This is a genomic window from Acidovorax sp. 99 (genome assembly GCF_003096455.1).
In the GTDB taxonomy this organism is placed as follows: Bacteria; Pseudomonadota; Gammaproteobacteria; order Burkholderiales; family Burkholderiaceae_C; genus Acidovorax; species Acidovorax delafieldii.
Genome location: NZ_QEKU01000001.1, coordinates 3934429 through 3952021, shown reverse-complemented (window position 1 = coordinate 3952021; position 17593 = coordinate 3934429). Strand labels below are relative to the sequence as shown.

Here is a 17593-nt window from a genome sequence, read left to right as displayed (position 1 = left end):
GCCGTGCCGTCCCCCGCCCTGCCCCCCACACGCAGCCCCATCGCAGCCTTTGTGGCTGTGTTTGTGCTGGCAGCAGCCTGCGCTGGTGCTTTGATCTGGACGCTGGAACGCCAGGAACGTGCGCAGCAGCGCACCCAAGCCGCCGATGTGGCGGGCGATCATGTCCAGGCCCTGCAGCGCGCCATCGAGTTGGCACTGTCGGCCAACAACACCCTGGTGGCGCTGGTGCGCCAGGGCCACGGGAACGTTCCCCAGTTCGAAGAAATCGGCGTGCAGATGCTGCCTTTCTACCCGGGCATCGCGGCCATGGGCCTGTCCCCTGGGGGGGTAGTGCAGCAGGTTGTTCCCCGTGCAGGCAACGAAAATTCAATTGGTTTTGACCAGCTCAACGACCCCCGCCAAGGGGCGGAGTCAGCCCGCGCCCGCGAGTCCGGCGTGTTGACGCTGGCGGGGCCCATGGAGTTGGTCCAGGGCGGCCTGGGCGTCGTGGGGCGCCAACCGGTGTACCTGGAAGATGACCTGGGGCGCCGGAGCTTCTGGGGTTTTACTTACGTCACCATCCGTCTGCCCGAGGTGCTGGCCACCGCCCGGCTGCCCCAGCTCAAGGAACGGGGTTTTCACTATCGATTGTGGCGTGTCCGCCCGGATAACAACCAGGAGCAGACCATCGCGACGTCTGACCCTCCGCCCACCGGTGACGCTGTTGGCCGGTCCCTGACCCTGCCCAATGGCCAGTGGACGCTCAGCCTGACACCCGCCAAGGGATGGGGCGCGCCAGATGTACTGGCTCTGCGCTGCGCCTTGGGCTTGCTGTTTGCGTTGCTGATGGGCTACCTGGCGCGCTTGCTCGTCGAATTGAAGGCGCACGAGCGCGGTCTGGCGACACAGGTGGCCCAGCGGACCTCCGAGATCCAAGCCACACAGCAGCAGCTGCGCGCCACCATCGATGCAATTCCCGATCCGTTGTTTGAAATCGACCAGGACGGCCGCTATTGCAGCGTGCACAGCCCTCGTGCCGAGTTGCTCATGGGCCCTGCTGAGCAATTGATCGGCCGCAATGTCACCGAGGTGTTACCCGCCCTGGCTGCACTGACGGTGATGGATGTGCTCAATGAAGCGCAATCCCAGGGATGGTCCACCGGACGCCAGATCATGCTGGACCTGCCTGGCCTGGGGCCCACCTGGTTCGAACTTTCTGCGGCCCGCAAGGCCGGATCAGCGGGAGGAAAACCCCGGTTCATCGTGCTGTCCCGCGACATTTCTGAACGCAAGCGGTCGCAAGAACAACTGCAGCTGACGGCCCAGGTGTTTGACCAGAGCGGCGAGGCCATCGTGATTGCCGACGCGGCCCAGACCATCGTGCGCATCAACCGGGCGTTCAGCCGCATCACCGGCTACTCCGAAGCGGAGGCCGTAGGTCAGTCGATGCGCCTGCTCACGGTGGCAGAGTCCACCCGAGACTTCGACGCCGACCTGGTGTACACCCATCTCACCAAAGAAGGGCACTGGGAAGGCGAAGCCTGGGGCCGCCGCAAGGATGGATCGACCTACCCCCAGTGGCTGTCCGTCAGCCGCGTGCGCGATGGCAATGGCAGCACCACCCACTCCATCACGCTGTTCCGCGACATCACCCAGCAACGCGAGGCTCAGGACCGCATCCAGCGCCTCGCTCATTTCGACCCCCTCACTGACCTGCCCAACCGTGCGCTCCTGGCAGAGCGCGCCCAACGCCACATCGAACAAGAGCAAGCGCGGGGCGGAACGCTGGCCTTGCTGTTCCTGGACCTGGACCACTTCAAGAACGTCAACGACTCGCTGGGGCACCGCATTGGCGACATCCTGCTGGTGGCAGTAGCGCGACGGCTGGAGTCCCTGCTGGGCGCACAGGACACCGTATCGCGCCTGGGAGGGGATGAATTTTTGCTGCTGCTACCCGCTGCCTCGGCCCTGCAGGCGGCCGACGTAGCCAACCGTTTGCTGATGGCCGTGGCGCAGCCGTTTCAGGTGGAGCCTTACGAACTCACCACCACCCTGTCCGTAGGCATTGCCATGTATCCGGCGGACGGAGACTCGTTCGACACCCTGTACCAGCGCGCTGATGCCGCCATGTACCGTGCCAAGCAAAGCGGGCGCAACCGCTTTGGCTTTTTCACCGCCGACCTGGAGGCACGGACCGCCCGAGCCTTGCAGATCGAAAACGCACTGCGCCGGGCACTGGAACGCAACCAGTTCGAGCTGCACTACCAACCCCAGGTGTCACTCACCACGCGCCAAGTGGTCGGTGCCGAGGCGCTGCTGCGCTGGAGCCACCCCGAGCTGGGCATGGTGTCCCCGGCGGAGTTCATCCCTGTGGCCGAAAGCAGCGGCATGATCGTCGCAATTGGCGAGTGGGTGCTGAACACTGCCGTGCATGACGCCAAGCGCTGGCTGGACCTTCAATTGCCACTGCGGGCTGTGTCAGTCAATCTGTCGGCGGTGCAGTTCCGCCACCCCCAGTTGCCCGAGATGGTGACACGCTGCCTGCAACAAGCCGGACTGCCTGCGCGTCGGCTGGAGCTGGAGCTGACCGAGGGGGCTGCGGTAGACGACCCCGCTGCTGCACTGGCCATGATGGACCAATTGCATGACCGGGGCGTTCGGCTGTCGATGGATGACTTTGGCACGGGATATTCGTCGTTGAGCTACCTCAAGCGCTTCCAGATCTACAAGCTCAAGATCGACCAGTCATTTGTGCGCGACCTGGACGACGACGCCAATGACCGGGCCATTGTCAGCGCCATCATCCGCATGGCGCAGGCCTTGGGCATGCAGACGACCGCCGAGGGGGTGGAGACCGATGGCCAGCTGGAGTTTCTGCGCGCGCAGGGCTGCGACGAAGGCCAGGGTTACCTGTTCAGCCGCCCCCTGGCAGCCGATGCCTTTGAGGCCTATCTGCGGGAACACTTGGGACGCTAAAAACGCCGGGCAACGCGTCTCTGCACCCTCTCGCGCCAGAGCTCCTGGCTCCTGGCGACTGCACTTGCATCAGCCGTACGGCAGAACCTGCAGCGCTGTACCTGAGGCATACCCTCAAACGGCTTGTAAGCTGCCGCTGCTACACTTTGGCACACTTTTCTGAGGCCGTCTGGCCCAGCCGCCTGTTCTGGTCTTATGTATTCGCTGTTCAGCACTCCGCCCTCGCAGCGCGCCGGAGTGCCCCCTGACACCCACCTGCAACGCACCTTGCGTGAACAACAAACCCTCCTGGACAGCGCGGGAGTGGGTATCGTGTTCCTGCGCCAGCGCAGCGTGGTGCGCTGCAACCAGCGGTATGCCGAAATTTTCGGCTATGCCAGCCCCGCCCACTTGGTAGGGCTCAACACCGAAGCCTTCTATCCAGACCGGGATGCATTCCGGGACCTCGGGCGCACGGCTTATCCCGCGCTGGCCCAGGGACAGTCATTCCGGATCGAACGCCAGTTGCGTCGTCAGGACGGCACACTGTTCTGGGGCAGCCTCACGGGGCGCCTGATCAATCCGCACGACACCGGAGAAGGCTCGATCTGGATCGTGGACGACATCGATGAGCAAAAGCGTGCCCACGCCGCGCTGAATGCCGCTGTGCGGGAAAAGCAGTTGCTGTTTGACAGCGCGATGGTCGGCATCGTCTTTCTGCGAGACCGGCATCTGACCCGCTGCAACCACCATTTTGAACAGATGCTGGGCTTTGAGCCGGGCGAACTCATTGGCAGCTCGTCGCGTCGCTGGTACGCCAGCGATGCTGCCTGGCAAGAAGTGGGCGACCGCTGCTACCCCTCGTTGGTGGCCGGACAGTCGTACGAGGGCGAGGTGGAGCTATGCCGCAAGGACGGCACCCCTGTGATTTGCGAAGTACGCAGCAAATGCATCGATCCCGCCGACCCTGTCCAGGGGACCATCTGGATCACCATGGACATCACCGATCGCAAACGCGCGCAGGCGGTGCTGGCCCAGGCCCATGAGGAGCTGGAGCGGCAGGTGCAAGACCGCACGCGCGAGCTGCGCGAGACAGTGGAAAACCTGCACCGTGAAATCAATGACCGCAAGGCCGACCAAGAGCGCATTTACTGGTTGGCCCACTACGATGCGTTGACCGGTCTGCCCAACCGTGCCCTGCTGGCAGAACGTGCGCAGCAGGCCATTCGGGTGGCGCAGGAGAACCAGACGCCGCTGGCCGTCATCTTCCTGGACCTGGATCACTTCAAGCATGTGAACGACTCTCTGGGCCACCGGGTGGGCGATGTGCTGCTGGTCGAAATTGCCAAGCGCCTGCGTGCGGTGGTGCGCGACAAGGACACGGTGTCGCGCCTGGGAGGGGATGAGTTCATCCTGCTTCTGCCAGGCGCCGACGCGCGGGGTGCAGCCAGGGTCGCCAGCAAGTTGCAGGAGGCATCCCGTCAGCCGTACCAGATCGATCACCACGAGCTGACCATGGCCCCGTCGATGGGCATTGCGCTGTTCCCCCAGGACGGACACGATTTCGATACTTTGACCCAGTCGGCAGACGTGGCCATGTACCGCGCCAAGCTGGACGGACGCAACACCTTTCGCTTCTTTACCCCCGAGATGCAGGCCCAGTCGGTACGGGCCCTGCAGCTCGAAAACGCATTGCGCCGTGCGCTGGAGCGCGAACAGTTCCACCTGCACTACCAGCCACAGATGAACCTGGCCACGGGTACTGTGCGCAGTGTGGAAGCCCTGCTGCGCTGGCAACACCCCCAGCTCGGTGCGATTTCTCCGGGAGAGTTCATCCCCATCGCCGAAGACAGCGGCCAGATTCTGCAGATCGGCGAGTGGGTGCTGCGCACAGCGCTGGCCCAGCTCAAGGCATGGCGCAGCTGCGGGTTTCCCGAACTCACAATGGCAGTGAACCTGTCAGCCATTCAATTTCGCCAGCCACAGCTGCCAGAGCTGGTGAGCCGGGTGCTCGCGGAGTTTGACCTGCCCCCCGATTCGCTGGAACTGGAACTGACGGAGGGGGTGGCAGTGGACGACCCCCATGCGGCGGTGGCCACCATGGACCAGTTGCATGCGCGTGGAGTGCGGATGTCGATGGACGACTTCGGCACGGGCTATTCGTCACTCAGCCAGCTCAAGCGGTTCCAGATCTTCAAGCTCAAGATCGATCAATCCTTTGTGCGCGACCTGGGCAACGACAGCAACGACCGCGCCATCGTCAGCGCCATCATCCGCATGGCGCAGGCGCTGGGCATGCGTACTACCGCCGAAGGTGTGGAAACCGAGGGGCAACTGGCCTTTTTGCACGAACAAGGTTGCGACGAAGCGCAGGGCTACCACTTCAGCACGCCACTGCCCGCGGAGCAACTGGAACGCTTCATGCGGCAACACACGGCCGCACACTGACCAGCCTCAAGACCCTTTCCAGCGCGGCGGACGCTGCTGCACTCCGCCGATAGACCAAAACTTCAACCCGCGCGGGCTGCGTCGGCCAGGCGCTGAGCGCAAGAGCTGGCCAACTGCGCGTCGCGCGCCTCCACCATCACACGCAGCAGAGGCTCGGTGCCACTGGCGCGGATCAGTACGCGGCCCGAGGAGCCCAACTGCTGCTCCACCGCCTGCGTGGCCTCTGCCAGTAGACGGTTGGCCTTCCAGTCTTGCCCTGGCGCCAATCGGACGTTGAGCAAGACCTGTGGGTAGAGCGTGATGCCTGCCAGCAGCTGCGCCAGCGTGCGGCCACTGCGCACACAAGCCTGCAGCACCTGCAGGGCACTGACCAAACCGTCGCCGGTGGTGTGTCGGTCCAGAGCCAGCAGATGCCCGGACCCCTCCCCGCCCAACACCCAGTGGTGGCGCGCCAGTTCTTCCAGTACGTACCGGTCACCGACCTTGGCGCGTACAAACTTCACTCCTTTCGCCAGTAGCGCCACCTCTACCGCCATGTTGGTCATCAGCGTGCCCACCACGCCAGGCACGTGCTCGTCACGGCCCATGCGGTCTGCGGCCATCAGGTACAGCAGCTCGTCACCGTTGTACAGCCGCCCAGTGGCGTCCACAATCTGCAGCCGGTCTGCATCCCCATCCAGGGCAATGCCATAGTCGGCACGGTTCGCGCGCACAGCGCGCACCAACGCGTCGGGGTGTGTCGCACCGACCTCGTGGTTGATGTTGAGGCCGTCGGGTGCGCAGCCAATCGACAGCACTTCCGCACCCAGCTCGTGGAATACCTTGGGCGCCACCTGATAGGCGGCTCCGTGGGCAGCGTCCACCACAATCTTCAGGCCCTTGAGCGTCAGGTCCTGGGGAAACGTGCTCTTGCAAAATTCGATGTAGCGCCCGGCCGCATCATCCAGGCGCCGGGCCTTGCCCAGGCTGGCCGAATCGACCCAGACGGGTGGTTCGGCCAGTGCGGCTTCCACCGCCAGCTCCCAGGCGTCCGACAGCTTGGTGCCTTGCGCGCTGAAGAACTTGATGCCGTTGTCAGGGTAGGCGTTATGGCTGGCGCTGATGACCACGCCCAGACTGGCGCGCTGCGCGCGGGTCAGGTAAGCCACGCCTGGCGTGGGCAACGGCCCCAGCAGCACCACATCCACCCCTGCCGAGTTGAAACCAGACTCCAGCGCGCTTTCAAGCATGTAGCCAGAAATGCGGGTGTCCTTGCCGATCAACACTGTGGGCCGCTCTTCCGTGCGGCGTAACACGCGACCCACAGCATGGGCAAGGCGCAGCACAAAATCCGGTGTGATGGGCGGCTGCCCCACAGTGCCGCGAATGCCGTCGGTTCCAAAGTATTGGCGTGTCATGTTCTGGCGTCTCCTCGTACGGATCTCAGTATGTTGTTGTCAAAGGCGAGGACCTGGCGCCCCACTACCTGCTCTCGAATCACTGGCCCCTCAGCCAGATCGCTGCATCGCAGACCACACTGCCAGTGCCGCCACCGTCTCGCGTACATCGTGCACACGCACTACCGACGCGCCCCGCTCCACCGCGAGCAAGGCGGCGGCCACACTGGGGACCATGCGTTGGCTCACCTCCAGCCCGGTGATCGTGCCCAGCGATGACTTGCGCGACCATCCCGCCAGCAGCGGGTAGCCAGCGGCCAATAGCTCGGACTGTCGTGCCAGCAACGCAAAGTTCTGTTCCACCGTTTTGCCGAAACCAATGCCCGCATCCAGCAGGATACGAGCCTTTTCGACCCCAAGCACTAGTAGATTATGCGCCTGCAGCTGCAAAAATGATAGCACCTGAGGCACCACATCCCCCCCCATAGGCGCCTGCTGCATGGTCTGCGGGTCGCGGTGCATATGCATCAGGCACACACCACACTGCGGGTGCGCAGCCACCGCTGCCGCAGCTCCTGGCTGCCGCAGGGCCCAGATGTCGTTGACGATGTCAGCCCCCAGATCCAGCACAGCGCGCATGACCTCCGGCTTGTAGGTGTCCACCGAAATCGGGACACCCAGCGCCACAGCCTCACGCACCAAGGGAACGACACGAGACAGCTCCTCATCCAGCGGCACAGCTGGGCTGCCTGGGCGGGTGGACTCACCACCGATATCCAAAATATCTGCGCCCTCTTTCAACAGCTGTTCGCAATGCCGTAGCGCAGCAGCCGTGGAGCCATGGCGCCCACCATCGGAGAAAGAATCGGGAGTGACGTTGACGATGCCCATGACCTGGGGACGGACCAAGTCAATTGCGAAGCGAGAGGTTTGCCAGATCATGCCGATCACACCCGTGCAGATTTCGAAATAGCGGCTCGACAAAGCATTCCGCAAGAAAAAACGATGGTCCCCATGAAAAACGGGGCACAAGGCCCCGTTCAGACGGCTAGACCGCGAGCCTGGTCAGGCCGCCGTCGGTGCGGTGTCCGTGGCTACAGCTGGAGTGCCGCCACTGGAGTTATCACCACCAGAGGGAGGGGTGCGTGGCGTCCAGTCCTTGGGAGGACGAGGTTCCTTGCCCGCCATGATGTCGTCCAACTGTTCGGTATCGATGGTTTCCCATTCGAGCAAGGCCTTGGCCATGGCGTGCATCTTGTCACTGTTCTCTTCGATCAGGCGGCGGGCGAGGTTGTACTGCTCGTCGATGATGCGGCGCACTTCCATGTCCACCTTTTCCATGGTCTGTTCGCTCATGGTGGTGGTCTTGGTGACCGAGCGGCCCAGGAACACTTCGCCTTCGTTCTCGGCGTAAACCATCGGCCCCAGGGCATCGGTCATGCCGTAGCGCGTGACCATGTCGCGGGCGATGTGGGTCGCGCGCTCGAAGTCGTTGCTGGCGCCGGTGGTCATCTGGTTCATGAACACTTCTTCGGCAATGCGGCCACCGAACAGCATGCTGATCTGGTTGAGCATGTATTCGCGGTCATAGCTGTAACGGTCCTGCGCGGGCAGGCTCATCGTCACGCCCAGAGCACGGCCGCGGGGAATGATGGTGACCTTGTGCACGGGGTCGCACTTGGGCAGCAACTTGCCGATCAGCGCATGGCCTGACTCGTGGTAAGCCGTGTTGCGGCGTTCTTCCTCGGGCATGACCATGCTCTTGCGCTCGGGGCCCATGAGGATCTTGTCCTTGGCCTTCTCGAAGTCCTGCATCTCCACGGTGCGCGCATTGCGGCGGGCAGCCATCAGGGCGGCTTCATTACACAGGTTGGCCAAGTCGGCACCGCTCATGCCGGGGGTACCACGGGCGATGATGCCAGGTGCCACATCCTGACCAATCGGGATCTTGCGCATGTGCACATTCAGGATCTGCTCGCGGCCACGGATGTCGGGCAGCGTCACATACACCTGGCGGTCAAAACGGCCAGGACGCAGCAGGGCGGCGTCCAGAATGTCAGGGCGGTTGGTGGCGGCCACCACGATGACGCCCAGGTTGGTTTCAAAGCCGTCCATCTCGACCAGCATCTGGTTCAGGGTCTGCTCGCGCTCGTCGTTGCCACCGCCCAGGCCAGCGCCACGCTGGCGGCCCACCGCGTCGATTTCATCGATGAAGATGATGCAGGGAGCGTTCTTCTTGGCGTTGTCGAACATGTCGCGCACGCGGGCCGCACCCACGCCAACGAACATTTCCACAAAATCCGAGCCCGAGATGCTGAAGAACGGCACCTTGGCTTCGCCCGCGATGGACTTGGCCAACAAAGTCTTACCGGTACCGGGAGGGCCGACCAGCAGCAGGCCACGGGGAATACGGCCACCCAGCTTCTGGAACTTCTGCGGGTCCTTCAGGAAGTCCACGACTTCCTTGACTTCTTCCTTGGCCTCGTCACAGCCGGCCACGTCCGCGAACGTGACCTGGTTGTTGTTCTCGTCCAGCATGCGCGCCTTGCTCTTGCCGAAGCTGAAGGCGCCGCCCTTGCCGCCACCCTGCATCTGGCGCATGAAGTACACCCATACGCCAATCAGCAGCAGCATGGGGCCCCAGCTGACCAGAAGGGTCATGAGCAGGGAACCTTCCTCACGGGGCTTCACGTCGAACTTGACGTTATGGTTCAGCAGGTCGCCCACCAGACCACGGTCCAACACCGAGGCATTCGTGCGGATTTTGCGGTCATCGGTCGTGACCGCCACAATCTCGCCGCCGCTCAGCCCTTCAGGAATGGTGGCGCTTTTGATGCGGTTGTTGCGGACTTCGTCCAGAAACTCGGAATACCCGACGTGGCCTGCACTGGCGCCGCTGCGGGTGTCAAACTGCTTGAACACCGTGAACAGCACCATGGCGATGACCAGCCATACGGCAATTTTTGAAAACCACTGATTGTTCAAGCGGGGCTCCAGTTGCGGGGAACAGAAAACGGACACACTGCCGTCATGGCACACATGTGCGGCCCATTTTAGGTCTTTCAAGCCACGGGGCCAGCCCTATTCCCCCTCACGCCCATGGAATCAGCGCGGGCTTTGGCGCCAAAGTTCACGGATTCTTGACCTGAGGCAAGCCTGAACAGGCTACTTTTTAAGCCCCATCCCCACCAGGAACGTTTCGGAAGACTTGTCGCGCGAAGCCTTGGGTTTCAGGGGCTTGACGACCTTGAAGGTCTGCTTGAACAGGGTGACCAGATCGCTGTATCCGCTGCCATGGAACAGCTTGACCACCAGGGCGCCTTCCGGTTTCAAATGGTTGCACGCAAAATCCACAGCCAACTCCACCAAATGCGCAATCCGTGCTGCATCGGCCGACTCGATGCCCGACAGGTTGGGCGCCATGTCAGACACCACCACGTCCACCACCCGGCCGTCGAGCGCCTGCTCCAAGCGCTCCAGCACCTCAGGCTCGCGAAAGTCTCCGTTCAAGTAGGTAACGCCTTCAATGGGGTCCATGGGCAGAATGTCCAGCGCAATGATCACCCCGTTGAGCTGCCCCGCAGCGGCGCCAGCGGGCGACATGCGCCTGCGCAGATACTGGCTCCACGCCCCCGGTGTGGAGCCCAGGTCGACCACCGTATAACCAGGCTTGATGAGGCCCAGTTGCTCGTCAATCTCCTTGAGCTTGTAGGCGGCACGGGCGCGGTAACCCTCCTTCTGTGCCAATTTGACATAGGTGTCGTTCACGTGGTCGTTGAGCCACGCCTTGTTCACCTTCTTGCTCTGGGTTTTGACTTTCATATGGCGGTATTGTCTCTCGACAATCGCTGTAGCTGGTGACTTGAAAGCCTTGCCGCACTTGGGAGGTGGAGTCACCCCACCACGGGCCGCAGACATAATACGGGTATGCCCCAAATTCAACTGACTCCTGCCGAGCGCCGGGAACAACGCGCCAATGCCCACCACCTGGACCCCGTGGTCCTGATCGGCGGCGATGGCCTCACCCCTGCCGTGAAGAAGGAAATCGACGCCGCCCTCAACGCCCATGGCCTGATCAAGGTGCGTGTTTTCAACGACGACCGCGTGGCGCGCGAGCTGATGTACCAGGAGCTGACCGCCGAACTCAACGCTGCACCCATTCAGCACATCGGCAAACTGCTGGTGCTGTGGCGGCCCCAGCCTGTCAAAGAGCGAACCATCGACGAAGACCGGATGCCCGGCCCACGCGATGTCAAGGTGCTGAAGTACAGCAAACGGGGTGGTCAGCGCCCCGAGATCAAGCAGTTGCGTGTGCTCGGCAACCAGCGCCTCACGTCAGGCGGCCAAATCAAGCGCGCCAAGCCCAAGCAAAAATCCATCAAGAAGCGCCAGGCTGACTGATGACCGCTGAAGCAGCATCTGCAACCATTGCAGCACCTGCCGGCATGGCGCCGACGCGCCACATCCTCTGCATGAAATGGGGCACGAAATACGGCCCCGAATACGTCAACCGGCTGTACGCCATGGTGCGCCGGCATCTGAGCGGAGACTTCCGTTTTGTCTGCCTCACCGATGACAGCACCGGAATCCGTAGCGAAGTGCAATGCCTGCCCATTCCTGCACTGGATCTACCGCCCGGCATTCCCGAGCGGGGCTGGACCAAGCTGGCCACGTTCAGCGCAGACTTGCATGGCCTGCGGGGCACCGCCCTGTTTCTGGACGTGGATGTGGTCATCACCGGCAGCCTGGATGATTTTTTCACCCAGCCCGGCGAATTCCTGATCATTCACGACTACAAGCGCCCATGGCGCATCACGGGAAACTCGTCGGTCTACCGCTTCGAGCTTGGCGCCCATCCTGATGTGCTGGCGTATTTTCGCGAACACTTCGCGGAGATCCGCGCACAGTTTCGCAACGAACAGGCCTACCTGTCCGACTTCTTGCACAAGCAGGGCAAGCTGCAATACTGGCCCGCTGCATGGTGCCCCAGTTTCAAGTACCACGGGATACCGCCGTGGCCCACCAATTACTGGCGCGCTCCGTTGGTGCCCGAAGGCGCACGCATCGTGATTTTTCACGGGGAATGCAATCCCCCGGATGCGCTGGCGGGGAGGCGCAACCGCCGCTTCCGCTACATCCGCCCAGCTACCTGGGTGGCGGAACACTGGCACGAATAGGCGCGGCGGCGGGCAGGCTTGTCCTCAAAAGAAAAGTCCACGCCGCAGTAGGTCTGTCAGCGAGTCACTTGCCTGACCGTCAATCGCTGGCGGACCGCTCTTTCACTGCCGTGTGCGCTCCTGGCCGAAGCGTTTGCCAGAACACTGCCAAGGCGCAGCCCCATTGCACCGCGTACATCACTGTCCCCACGCTGTGCCACAGACGCAAGTCCTGCCGGGCCACAATGCGGGGCGCCACACCAAACTGGTTGAGCAACGCCAGCAGCAGGCCGCCCAGAACGAACAGCATGGCTGCGCGTGCCCACGGATATTGGGTCACCCCATGCCGAGGTCTGGACAGCAGAAGCAGCACCACACAGCACACCACAGCCACCCAGGTTTGCGCCGCAAACAGCCGGGCCGCCATCTGTCCCGCCAGGGAAGGGGATGGCAGAGAGGCGAACAACAGCGGCACCACCAAAAAGCCGATGGTGGTGAGACTGCCCCACCACAAGGCCGCCACCAGAGCGGGAAGTCGCGGGCGCACGCCCAGCCACATGGCAGCCATCACACCATCACTGGTAGCTGACAGCCACCACTTCATAGCGGCGGATGCCACCGGGGGCCTGCACCTCAGCGGTGTCGCCCTCCTCCTTGCCAATGAGGGCACGCGCGATGGGGCTGGAAATATTGATCAGGCCTCGCTTGAGGTCCGCCTCGTCTTCCCCGACGATCTGGTATTTCACCGTGTCGCCCGACTCTTCGTCCTCCAGTTCGACCGTGGCACCAAACACCACCTTGCCGCCGCCATCGACCGCACTGGGGTCGATGACCTGGGCCACCGAGAGCTTGCCCTCGATCTCCTGAATGCGGCCTTCGATAAAGCCCTGGCGGTCCTTGGCGGCGTCGTAATCGGCGTTTTCACTCAGGTCGCCCTGCGCACGCGCTTCGGCAATGGCCGAGATCACAGCGGGACGCTCCACCGTCTTGAGTCGGTGCAGCTCTTCCTTGAGCATTTCGGCGCCGCGCTTGGTAATTGGAATGGTGGCCATGAGATTGAGTCTCCACAAGTCAAAACGGTGAAAGTGCAATGCACTTCCACCGATCTGTCGCCACGCTGCGCCCCGCAAAACACTGGCGGGTGCACATGGCACATCTACAAAAGGAAACCGCCGCACGTTGCCGCGCGGCGGTGTTAGTTCGGCTGCAATTATGCCGTGTTTGCGGCGGCAAAAGCCACCGCAAAAACCCGGTCAGGCAGCCAGTTGAGCGTGCAGTTCCTGCACGGAATACACGTCGAGCTTGTCGAGGTACTTCATGCCCTCGACGGCCGCCTCGGCACCAAAGATGGTGGTGAAGGTGGTCACGCGGGCCAGCAGCGACGAGGTGCGGATCGCGCGAGAGTCTGCAATCGCGTTGCGGCGCTCTTCCACCGTGTTGATGACCATGACAATCTCATTGTTCTTGATCATGTCCACGATGTGCGGACGGCCTTCCGTGACCTTGTTGACCACCACCACCGGGACGCCCGCCTCGGCGATGGCCGCAGCGGTGCCCTTGGTCGCCACCAGGTCGAAGCCGAGCGCCACCAGCTGGCGGGCAATGTCCACCGCACGGGGCTTGTCGTTGTTCTTCACGGTGAGGAACACCTTGCCCGACGTCGGCAGCTTGGTGCCCGCGCCCAGCTGGCTCTTCACGAACGCTTCGCCAAAGGTCTTGCCCACGCCCATCACCTCGCCGGTGGACTTCATCTCGGGGCCGAGGATGGTGTCCACGCCCGGGAACTTGACGAAGGGGAACACGGCTTCCTTCACGCTGAAGTAAGGCGGTGTCACTTCCTTGGTGATGCCCTGCGAAGCCAGCGACTGGCCCGCCATGCAGCGCGCTGCGACCTTGGCCAGCTGGATGCCGGTGGCCTTGGAGACAAACGGCACCGTGCGCGAGGCGCGGGGGTTGACCTCCAGCACGTAGATGACGTCCTTGCCATCCACTTCCTGAATGGCAAACTGCACGTTCATCAGGCCCACCACGTTCAGGCCTTCGGCCATGGCAGCAGACTGGCGCTTGAGCTCGTCCACCGTGGCTTGCTTGAGGTAGTACGGCGGCAGCGAGCAGGCCGAGTCGCCCGAATGCACGCCGGCTTGTTCGATGTGCTCCATCACGCCACCGATGAAGGTCTTGCCTTCGGGGTCGCGCAGGCAATCCACATCGCACTCGATGGCGTCGTTCAGGAAGCGGTCCAGCAGCACGGGCGAGTCGTTGCTCACCTTGACGGCCTCGCGCATGTAGCGCTCCAGGTCGCGTTGCTCGTGCACGATTTCCATCGCGCGGCCGCCCAGCACGTAGCTGGGGCGCACCACCAGGGGGTAACCCAGCGTGGCGGCCTTTTCCAAAGCCTCGGCTTCGGTACGCGCCGTGGCATTGGGCGGCTGGCGCAGGCCGAGGTCACCCAGCAGCTTCTGGAAACGCTCGCGGTCTTCGGCCGCGTCGATCATGTCGGGGCTGGTGCCGATGATCGGCACGCCTTCGGCTTCCAGGCCCAGTGCCAGCTTGAGCGGCGTCTGGCCGCCGTACTGCACGATCACACCGTGTGGCTTTTCCTTGTCCACGATCTCGAGCACGTCTTCCAGCGTCAGCGGCTCGAAGTACAGGCGGTCGGAGGTGTCGTAGTCGGTCGAAACCGTTTCAGGGTTGCAGTTGACCATGATGGTTTCGTAGCCATCCTCGCGCATGGCGAGTGCGGCATGCACGCAGCAGTAGTCGAACTCGATGCCCTGGCCGATGCGGTTCGGGCCACCGCCCAGCACCATGATCTTTTTCTTGTCCGTCGGCGCAGCTTCGCACTCTTCCTCGTAGGTCGAATACATGTAGGCCGTGTTGGTGGCGAACTCGGCAGCGCAGGTGTCCACGCGCTTGTACACGGGGCGAACGTTCAGCGCGCGGCGTGCCTCGCGCACCGATTTCTCGGTGGTCTTGAGCAGCTTGGCCAGGCGGCGGTCGGAGAACCCCTTCTTCTTGAGCGTGCGCAGCGTGTCGGCATCCAGCGTAGCCAATGCCGCATCACCCTTGTCGGCGGCGAGCTGGTCGAGTTCGAGTTCGATTTTCACGATCTCTTCGATCTGCACCAGGAACCACTTGTCGATCTTGGTGAGGTCGTACACCTCGTCCACCGACAGGCCCATGGCAAACGCGTCGCCCACGTACCAGATGCGCTCGGGACCGGGCTCGCCCAGTTCCTTTTCGAGCACTTCGCGGTCCTGGGTCTTTTCGTTCATGCCGTCCACGCCCACTTCCAGACCGCGCAGGGCTTTCTGGAAGGACTCCTGGAAGGTGCGGCCCATGGCCATGACCTCGCCCACGGACTTCATCTGGGTGGTCAGGCGGCTGTCGGCCGTCGGGAATTTCTCAAACGCAAAACGTGGGATCTTGGTGACCACGTAGTCGATCGAAGGCTCGAACGAGGCAGGCGTGGCGCCGCCGGTGATTTCGTTCTTGAGCTCATCGAGCGTATAGCCCACGGCCAGCTTGGCCGCAACCTTGGCAATCGGGAAACCCGTGGCCTTGGACGCCAGTGCCGACGAACGCGACACACGGGGGTTCATCTCGATGACGATCATGCGGCCGTCTTTCGGGTTGACCGAGAACTGCACATTGGAGCCGCCCGTGTCCACGCCGATCTCGCGCAGCACCGCGAGCGACGCGTTGCGCATGATCTGGTATTCCTTGTCGGTCAACGTCTGCGCGGGGGCCACGGTGATCGAGTCGCCCGTGTGCACGCCCATGGGGTCCAAGTTCTCGATGGAGCAGATGATGATGCAGTTGTCCGCCTTGTCGCGGACCACTTCCATCTCGTACTCTTTCCAGCCGAGCAGCGACTCTTCGATCAGCAGCTCGTTGGTGGGCGAGGCTTCCAGGCCGCGCTTGCAGATGGTCTCGAACTCTTCGGGGTTGTAGGCAATGCCGCCGCCGGTACCGCCCAGCGTGAAACTGGGGCGGATCACGGTGGGGAAACCTACGGTCTTTTGCACGGCCCAGGCTTCGTCCATGCTGTGGGCGATGCCGGAGCGCGCGGAGCCCAGACCGATCTTGGTCATGGCGTCCTTGAACTTCAGGCGGTCTTCGGCCTTGTCGATGGCTTCGGGTGTGGCACCGATCAACTCGACCTTGTACTTGTCGAGCACGCCGTTGCGCCACAGGTCCAGCGCGCAGTTCAGCGCAGTCTGGCCGCCCATGGTGGGCAGGATGGCGTCGGGGCGTTCCTTGGCAATGATCTTCTCGACCGTCTGCCAGGTGATGGGCTCGATGTAGGTGACGTCGGCGGTGGCCGGGTCGGTCATGATCGTGGCAGGGTTGCTGTTGATCAGGATGACCTTGTAGCCTTCTTCGCGCAGGGCCTTGCAGGCCTGCACGCCGGAGTAGTCGAACTCGCAGGCCTGGCCGATGATGATCGGGCCGGCGCCAATGATGAGGATCGATTTGAGGTCTGTGCGCTTTGGCATTATTTCTTCTCCATCAGCGCGGTGAAGCGGTCAAACAGGTAGGCGATGTCGTGCGGGCCGGGCGATGCCTCGGGGTGGCCCTGGAAGCAGAACGCAGGCTTGTCGGTGCGCTCCAGCCCTTGCAGCGTGCCGTCGAACAGGCTGATGTGCGTGGGGCGCAGCGTGGCGGGCAGCGAGGCCATGTCCACGGCAAAACCGTGGTTCTGGCTGGTGATGCTCACGCGGCCGTTGTCCAGGTCCTTCACCGGGTGGTTGGCACCATGGTGGCTGTTGTCCATCTTGAAGGTCTTGGCGCCGCTGGCCAGTGCCATGATCTGGTGGCCCAGACAGATGCCGAAGGTGGGCACGCCTGCATCAACGATCTGGCGGGTGGCGTCGATGGCGTAGTCGCAGGGCTCTGGGTCGCCGGGGCCGTTGGACAGGAACACACCATCCGGCTTCATGGCCAGCACGTCGGCCGCGGGCGTCTTGGCGGGCACCACGGTGAGCTTGCAGCCACGTTCGGCCAGCATGCGCAGGATGTTCTTCTTGACGCCGAAGTCATATGCCACCACGTGGAAGCGCGGGGCAGCCTGTGTGCCATAGCCTTCGCCCAGCTTCCACTCGGTCTGGTCCCAGGTGTAGGTCGATGGGGTGGTCACCACCTGGGCGAGGTCCAGGCCCTTCATGCTGGGCGCGGCCTTGGCAGCCGCCAGGGCTTCGTCGATGCGCGCCTGCGTCACAGCCTCACCAGCCGCCAGGCCCAGGATGGCGCCGTTCTGCGCACCCTTGTCGCGCAGCAGGCGGGTGAGTTTGCGGGTGTCGATGTTGGCAATGGCCACCGTCTTCTCGCGCACGAGGTACTGCGAAAGCGTTTCGGTGGATCGGAAGTTGCTGGCCAGAAGGGGCAGGTCTTTGATGATCAGGCCTGCAGCATGGACCTTGTCGGCTTCGATGTCTTCCGCATTGACGCCGTAATTGCCGATGTGCGGATACGTCAGGGTGACGATCTGCTGGCAGTAGCTGGGGTCGGTGAGGATTTCCTGGTAGCCGGTGATGGCGGTGTTGAACACCACTTCACCGACCGTGGTGCCGGTGGCACCGATCGAGTTACCGATAAAGACCGTGCCGTCTGCGAGCGCCAGGATGGCGGGCGGGAAGTTTCCCTTGAGAGACAAAAGCACTGGGTTCTCCGGATGGT

The 17593-nt window shown here is 63.0% G+C and carries 12 protein-coding genes; 4 read left to right on the top strand and 8 right to left on the bottom strand.

Annotated elements, in window-relative coordinates; genetic code table 11:
* The first annotated feature begins 3 nt into the window (after positions 1-3).
* Both C8C95_RS18290 and C8C95_RS18285 read left to right on the top strand, forming a co-directional pair.
* Positions 4-2955 carry an EAL domain-containing protein gene (locus tag C8C95_RS18290; RefSeq protein ID WP_116749509.1) on the top strand — a complete coding sequence of 984 codons (2952 nt, stop codon included), beginning with the start codon at positions 4-6 and terminating at the stop codon, positions 2953-2955.
* A 195-nt stretch (positions 2956-3150) separates the two neighbouring features.
* A complete protein-coding gene (locus C8C95_RS18285) occupies positions 3151-5382 on the top strand; it encodes an EAL domain-containing protein (RefSeq protein ID WP_116749508.1) in 2232 nt (743 codons plus the stop codon).
* A 62-nt stretch (positions 5383-5444) separates the two neighbouring features.
* Here the strand turns inward: C8C95_RS18285 and glmM are convergent, their stop codons facing one another.
* The 4 genes from glmM to C8C95_RS18265 all read right to left on the bottom strand — a co-directional run bounded on the left by glmM (position 5445) and on the right by C8C95_RS18265 (position 10580).
* Positions 5445-6779: a phosphoglucosamine mutase gene (gene glmM, locus C8C95_RS18280; protein WP_116749507.1), complete on the bottom strand. Its 1335-nt coding sequence runs from the start codon at positions 6777-6779 to the stop codon at positions 5445-5447.
* A 90-nt stretch (positions 6780-6869) separates the two neighbouring features.
* Positions 6870-7700 carry a dihydropteroate synthase gene (gene folP / locus C8C95_RS18275; protein ID WP_116750346.1) on the bottom strand — a complete coding sequence of 277 codons (831 nt, stop codon included), beginning with the start codon at positions 7698-7700 and terminating at the stop codon, positions 6870-6872.
* 123 nt (positions 7701-7823) lie between these two features.
* The gene (ftsH, locus tag C8C95_RS18270; RefSeq protein WP_056067227.1) at positions 7824-9743 is read right to left on the bottom strand and encodes an ATP-dependent zinc metalloprotease FtsH; all 1920 of its coding nucleotides are present in this window, start codon (positions 9741-9743) and stop codon (positions 7824-7826) included.
* A 180-nt stretch (positions 9744-9923) separates the two neighbouring features.
* The gene (locus C8C95_RS18265) at positions 9924-10580 is read right to left on the bottom strand and encodes an RlmE family RNA methyltransferase (RefSeq protein ID WP_116749506.1); all 657 of its coding nucleotides are present in this window, start codon (positions 10578-10580) and stop codon (positions 9924-9926) included.
* 105 nt (positions 10581-10685) lie between these two features.
* Here C8C95_RS18265 and C8C95_RS18260 point away from each other — a divergent pair, with 105 nt between their 5' ends.
* A complete protein-coding gene (locus C8C95_RS18260; protein WP_056067223.1) occupies positions 10686-11159 on the top strand; it encodes a YhbY family RNA-binding protein in 474 nt (157 codons plus the stop codon).
* Positions 11159-11935, top strand: a complete 777-nt coding sequence (locus C8C95_RS18255) for a glycosyltransferase (protein ID WP_116749505.1) — start codon at positions 11159-11161, stop codon at positions 11933-11935. Before C8C95_RS18260 ends, C8C95_RS18255 begins: the two co-directional genes overlap by 1 nt.
* Before the next feature lie 79 nt (positions 11936-12014).
* Here the strand turns inward: C8C95_RS18255 and C8C95_RS18250 are convergent, their stop codons facing one another.
* The 4 genes from C8C95_RS18250 to carA form a co-directional block, all read right to left on the bottom strand.
* The gene (locus tag C8C95_RS18250) at positions 12015-12461 is read right to left on the bottom strand and encodes a DUF4149 domain-containing protein (protein ID WP_116750345.1); all 447 of its coding nucleotides are present in this window, start codon (positions 12459-12461) and stop codon (positions 12015-12017) included.
* 28 nt (positions 12462-12489) lie between these two features.
* Positions 12490-12966 carry a transcription elongation factor GreA gene (gene greA, locus C8C95_RS18245; protein ID WP_056067220.1) on the bottom strand — a complete coding sequence of 159 codons (477 nt, stop codon included), beginning with the start codon at positions 12964-12966 and terminating at the stop codon, positions 12490-12492.
* Between the two features lie 201 nt (positions 12967-13167).
* Positions 13168-16413: a carbamoyl-phosphate synthase large subunit gene (carB, locus tag C8C95_RS18240; protein WP_116749504.1), complete on the bottom strand. Its 3246-nt coding sequence runs from the start codon at positions 16411-16413 to the stop codon at positions 13168-13170.
* A complete protein-coding gene (gene carA / locus C8C95_RS18235; RefSeq protein WP_116749503.1) occupies positions 16413-17576 on the bottom strand; it encodes a glutamine-hydrolyzing carbamoyl-phosphate synthase small subunit in 1164 nt (387 codons plus the stop codon). Before carA ends, carB begins: the two co-directional genes overlap by 1 nt.
* Positions 17577-17593 lie beyond the last annotated feature (17 nt).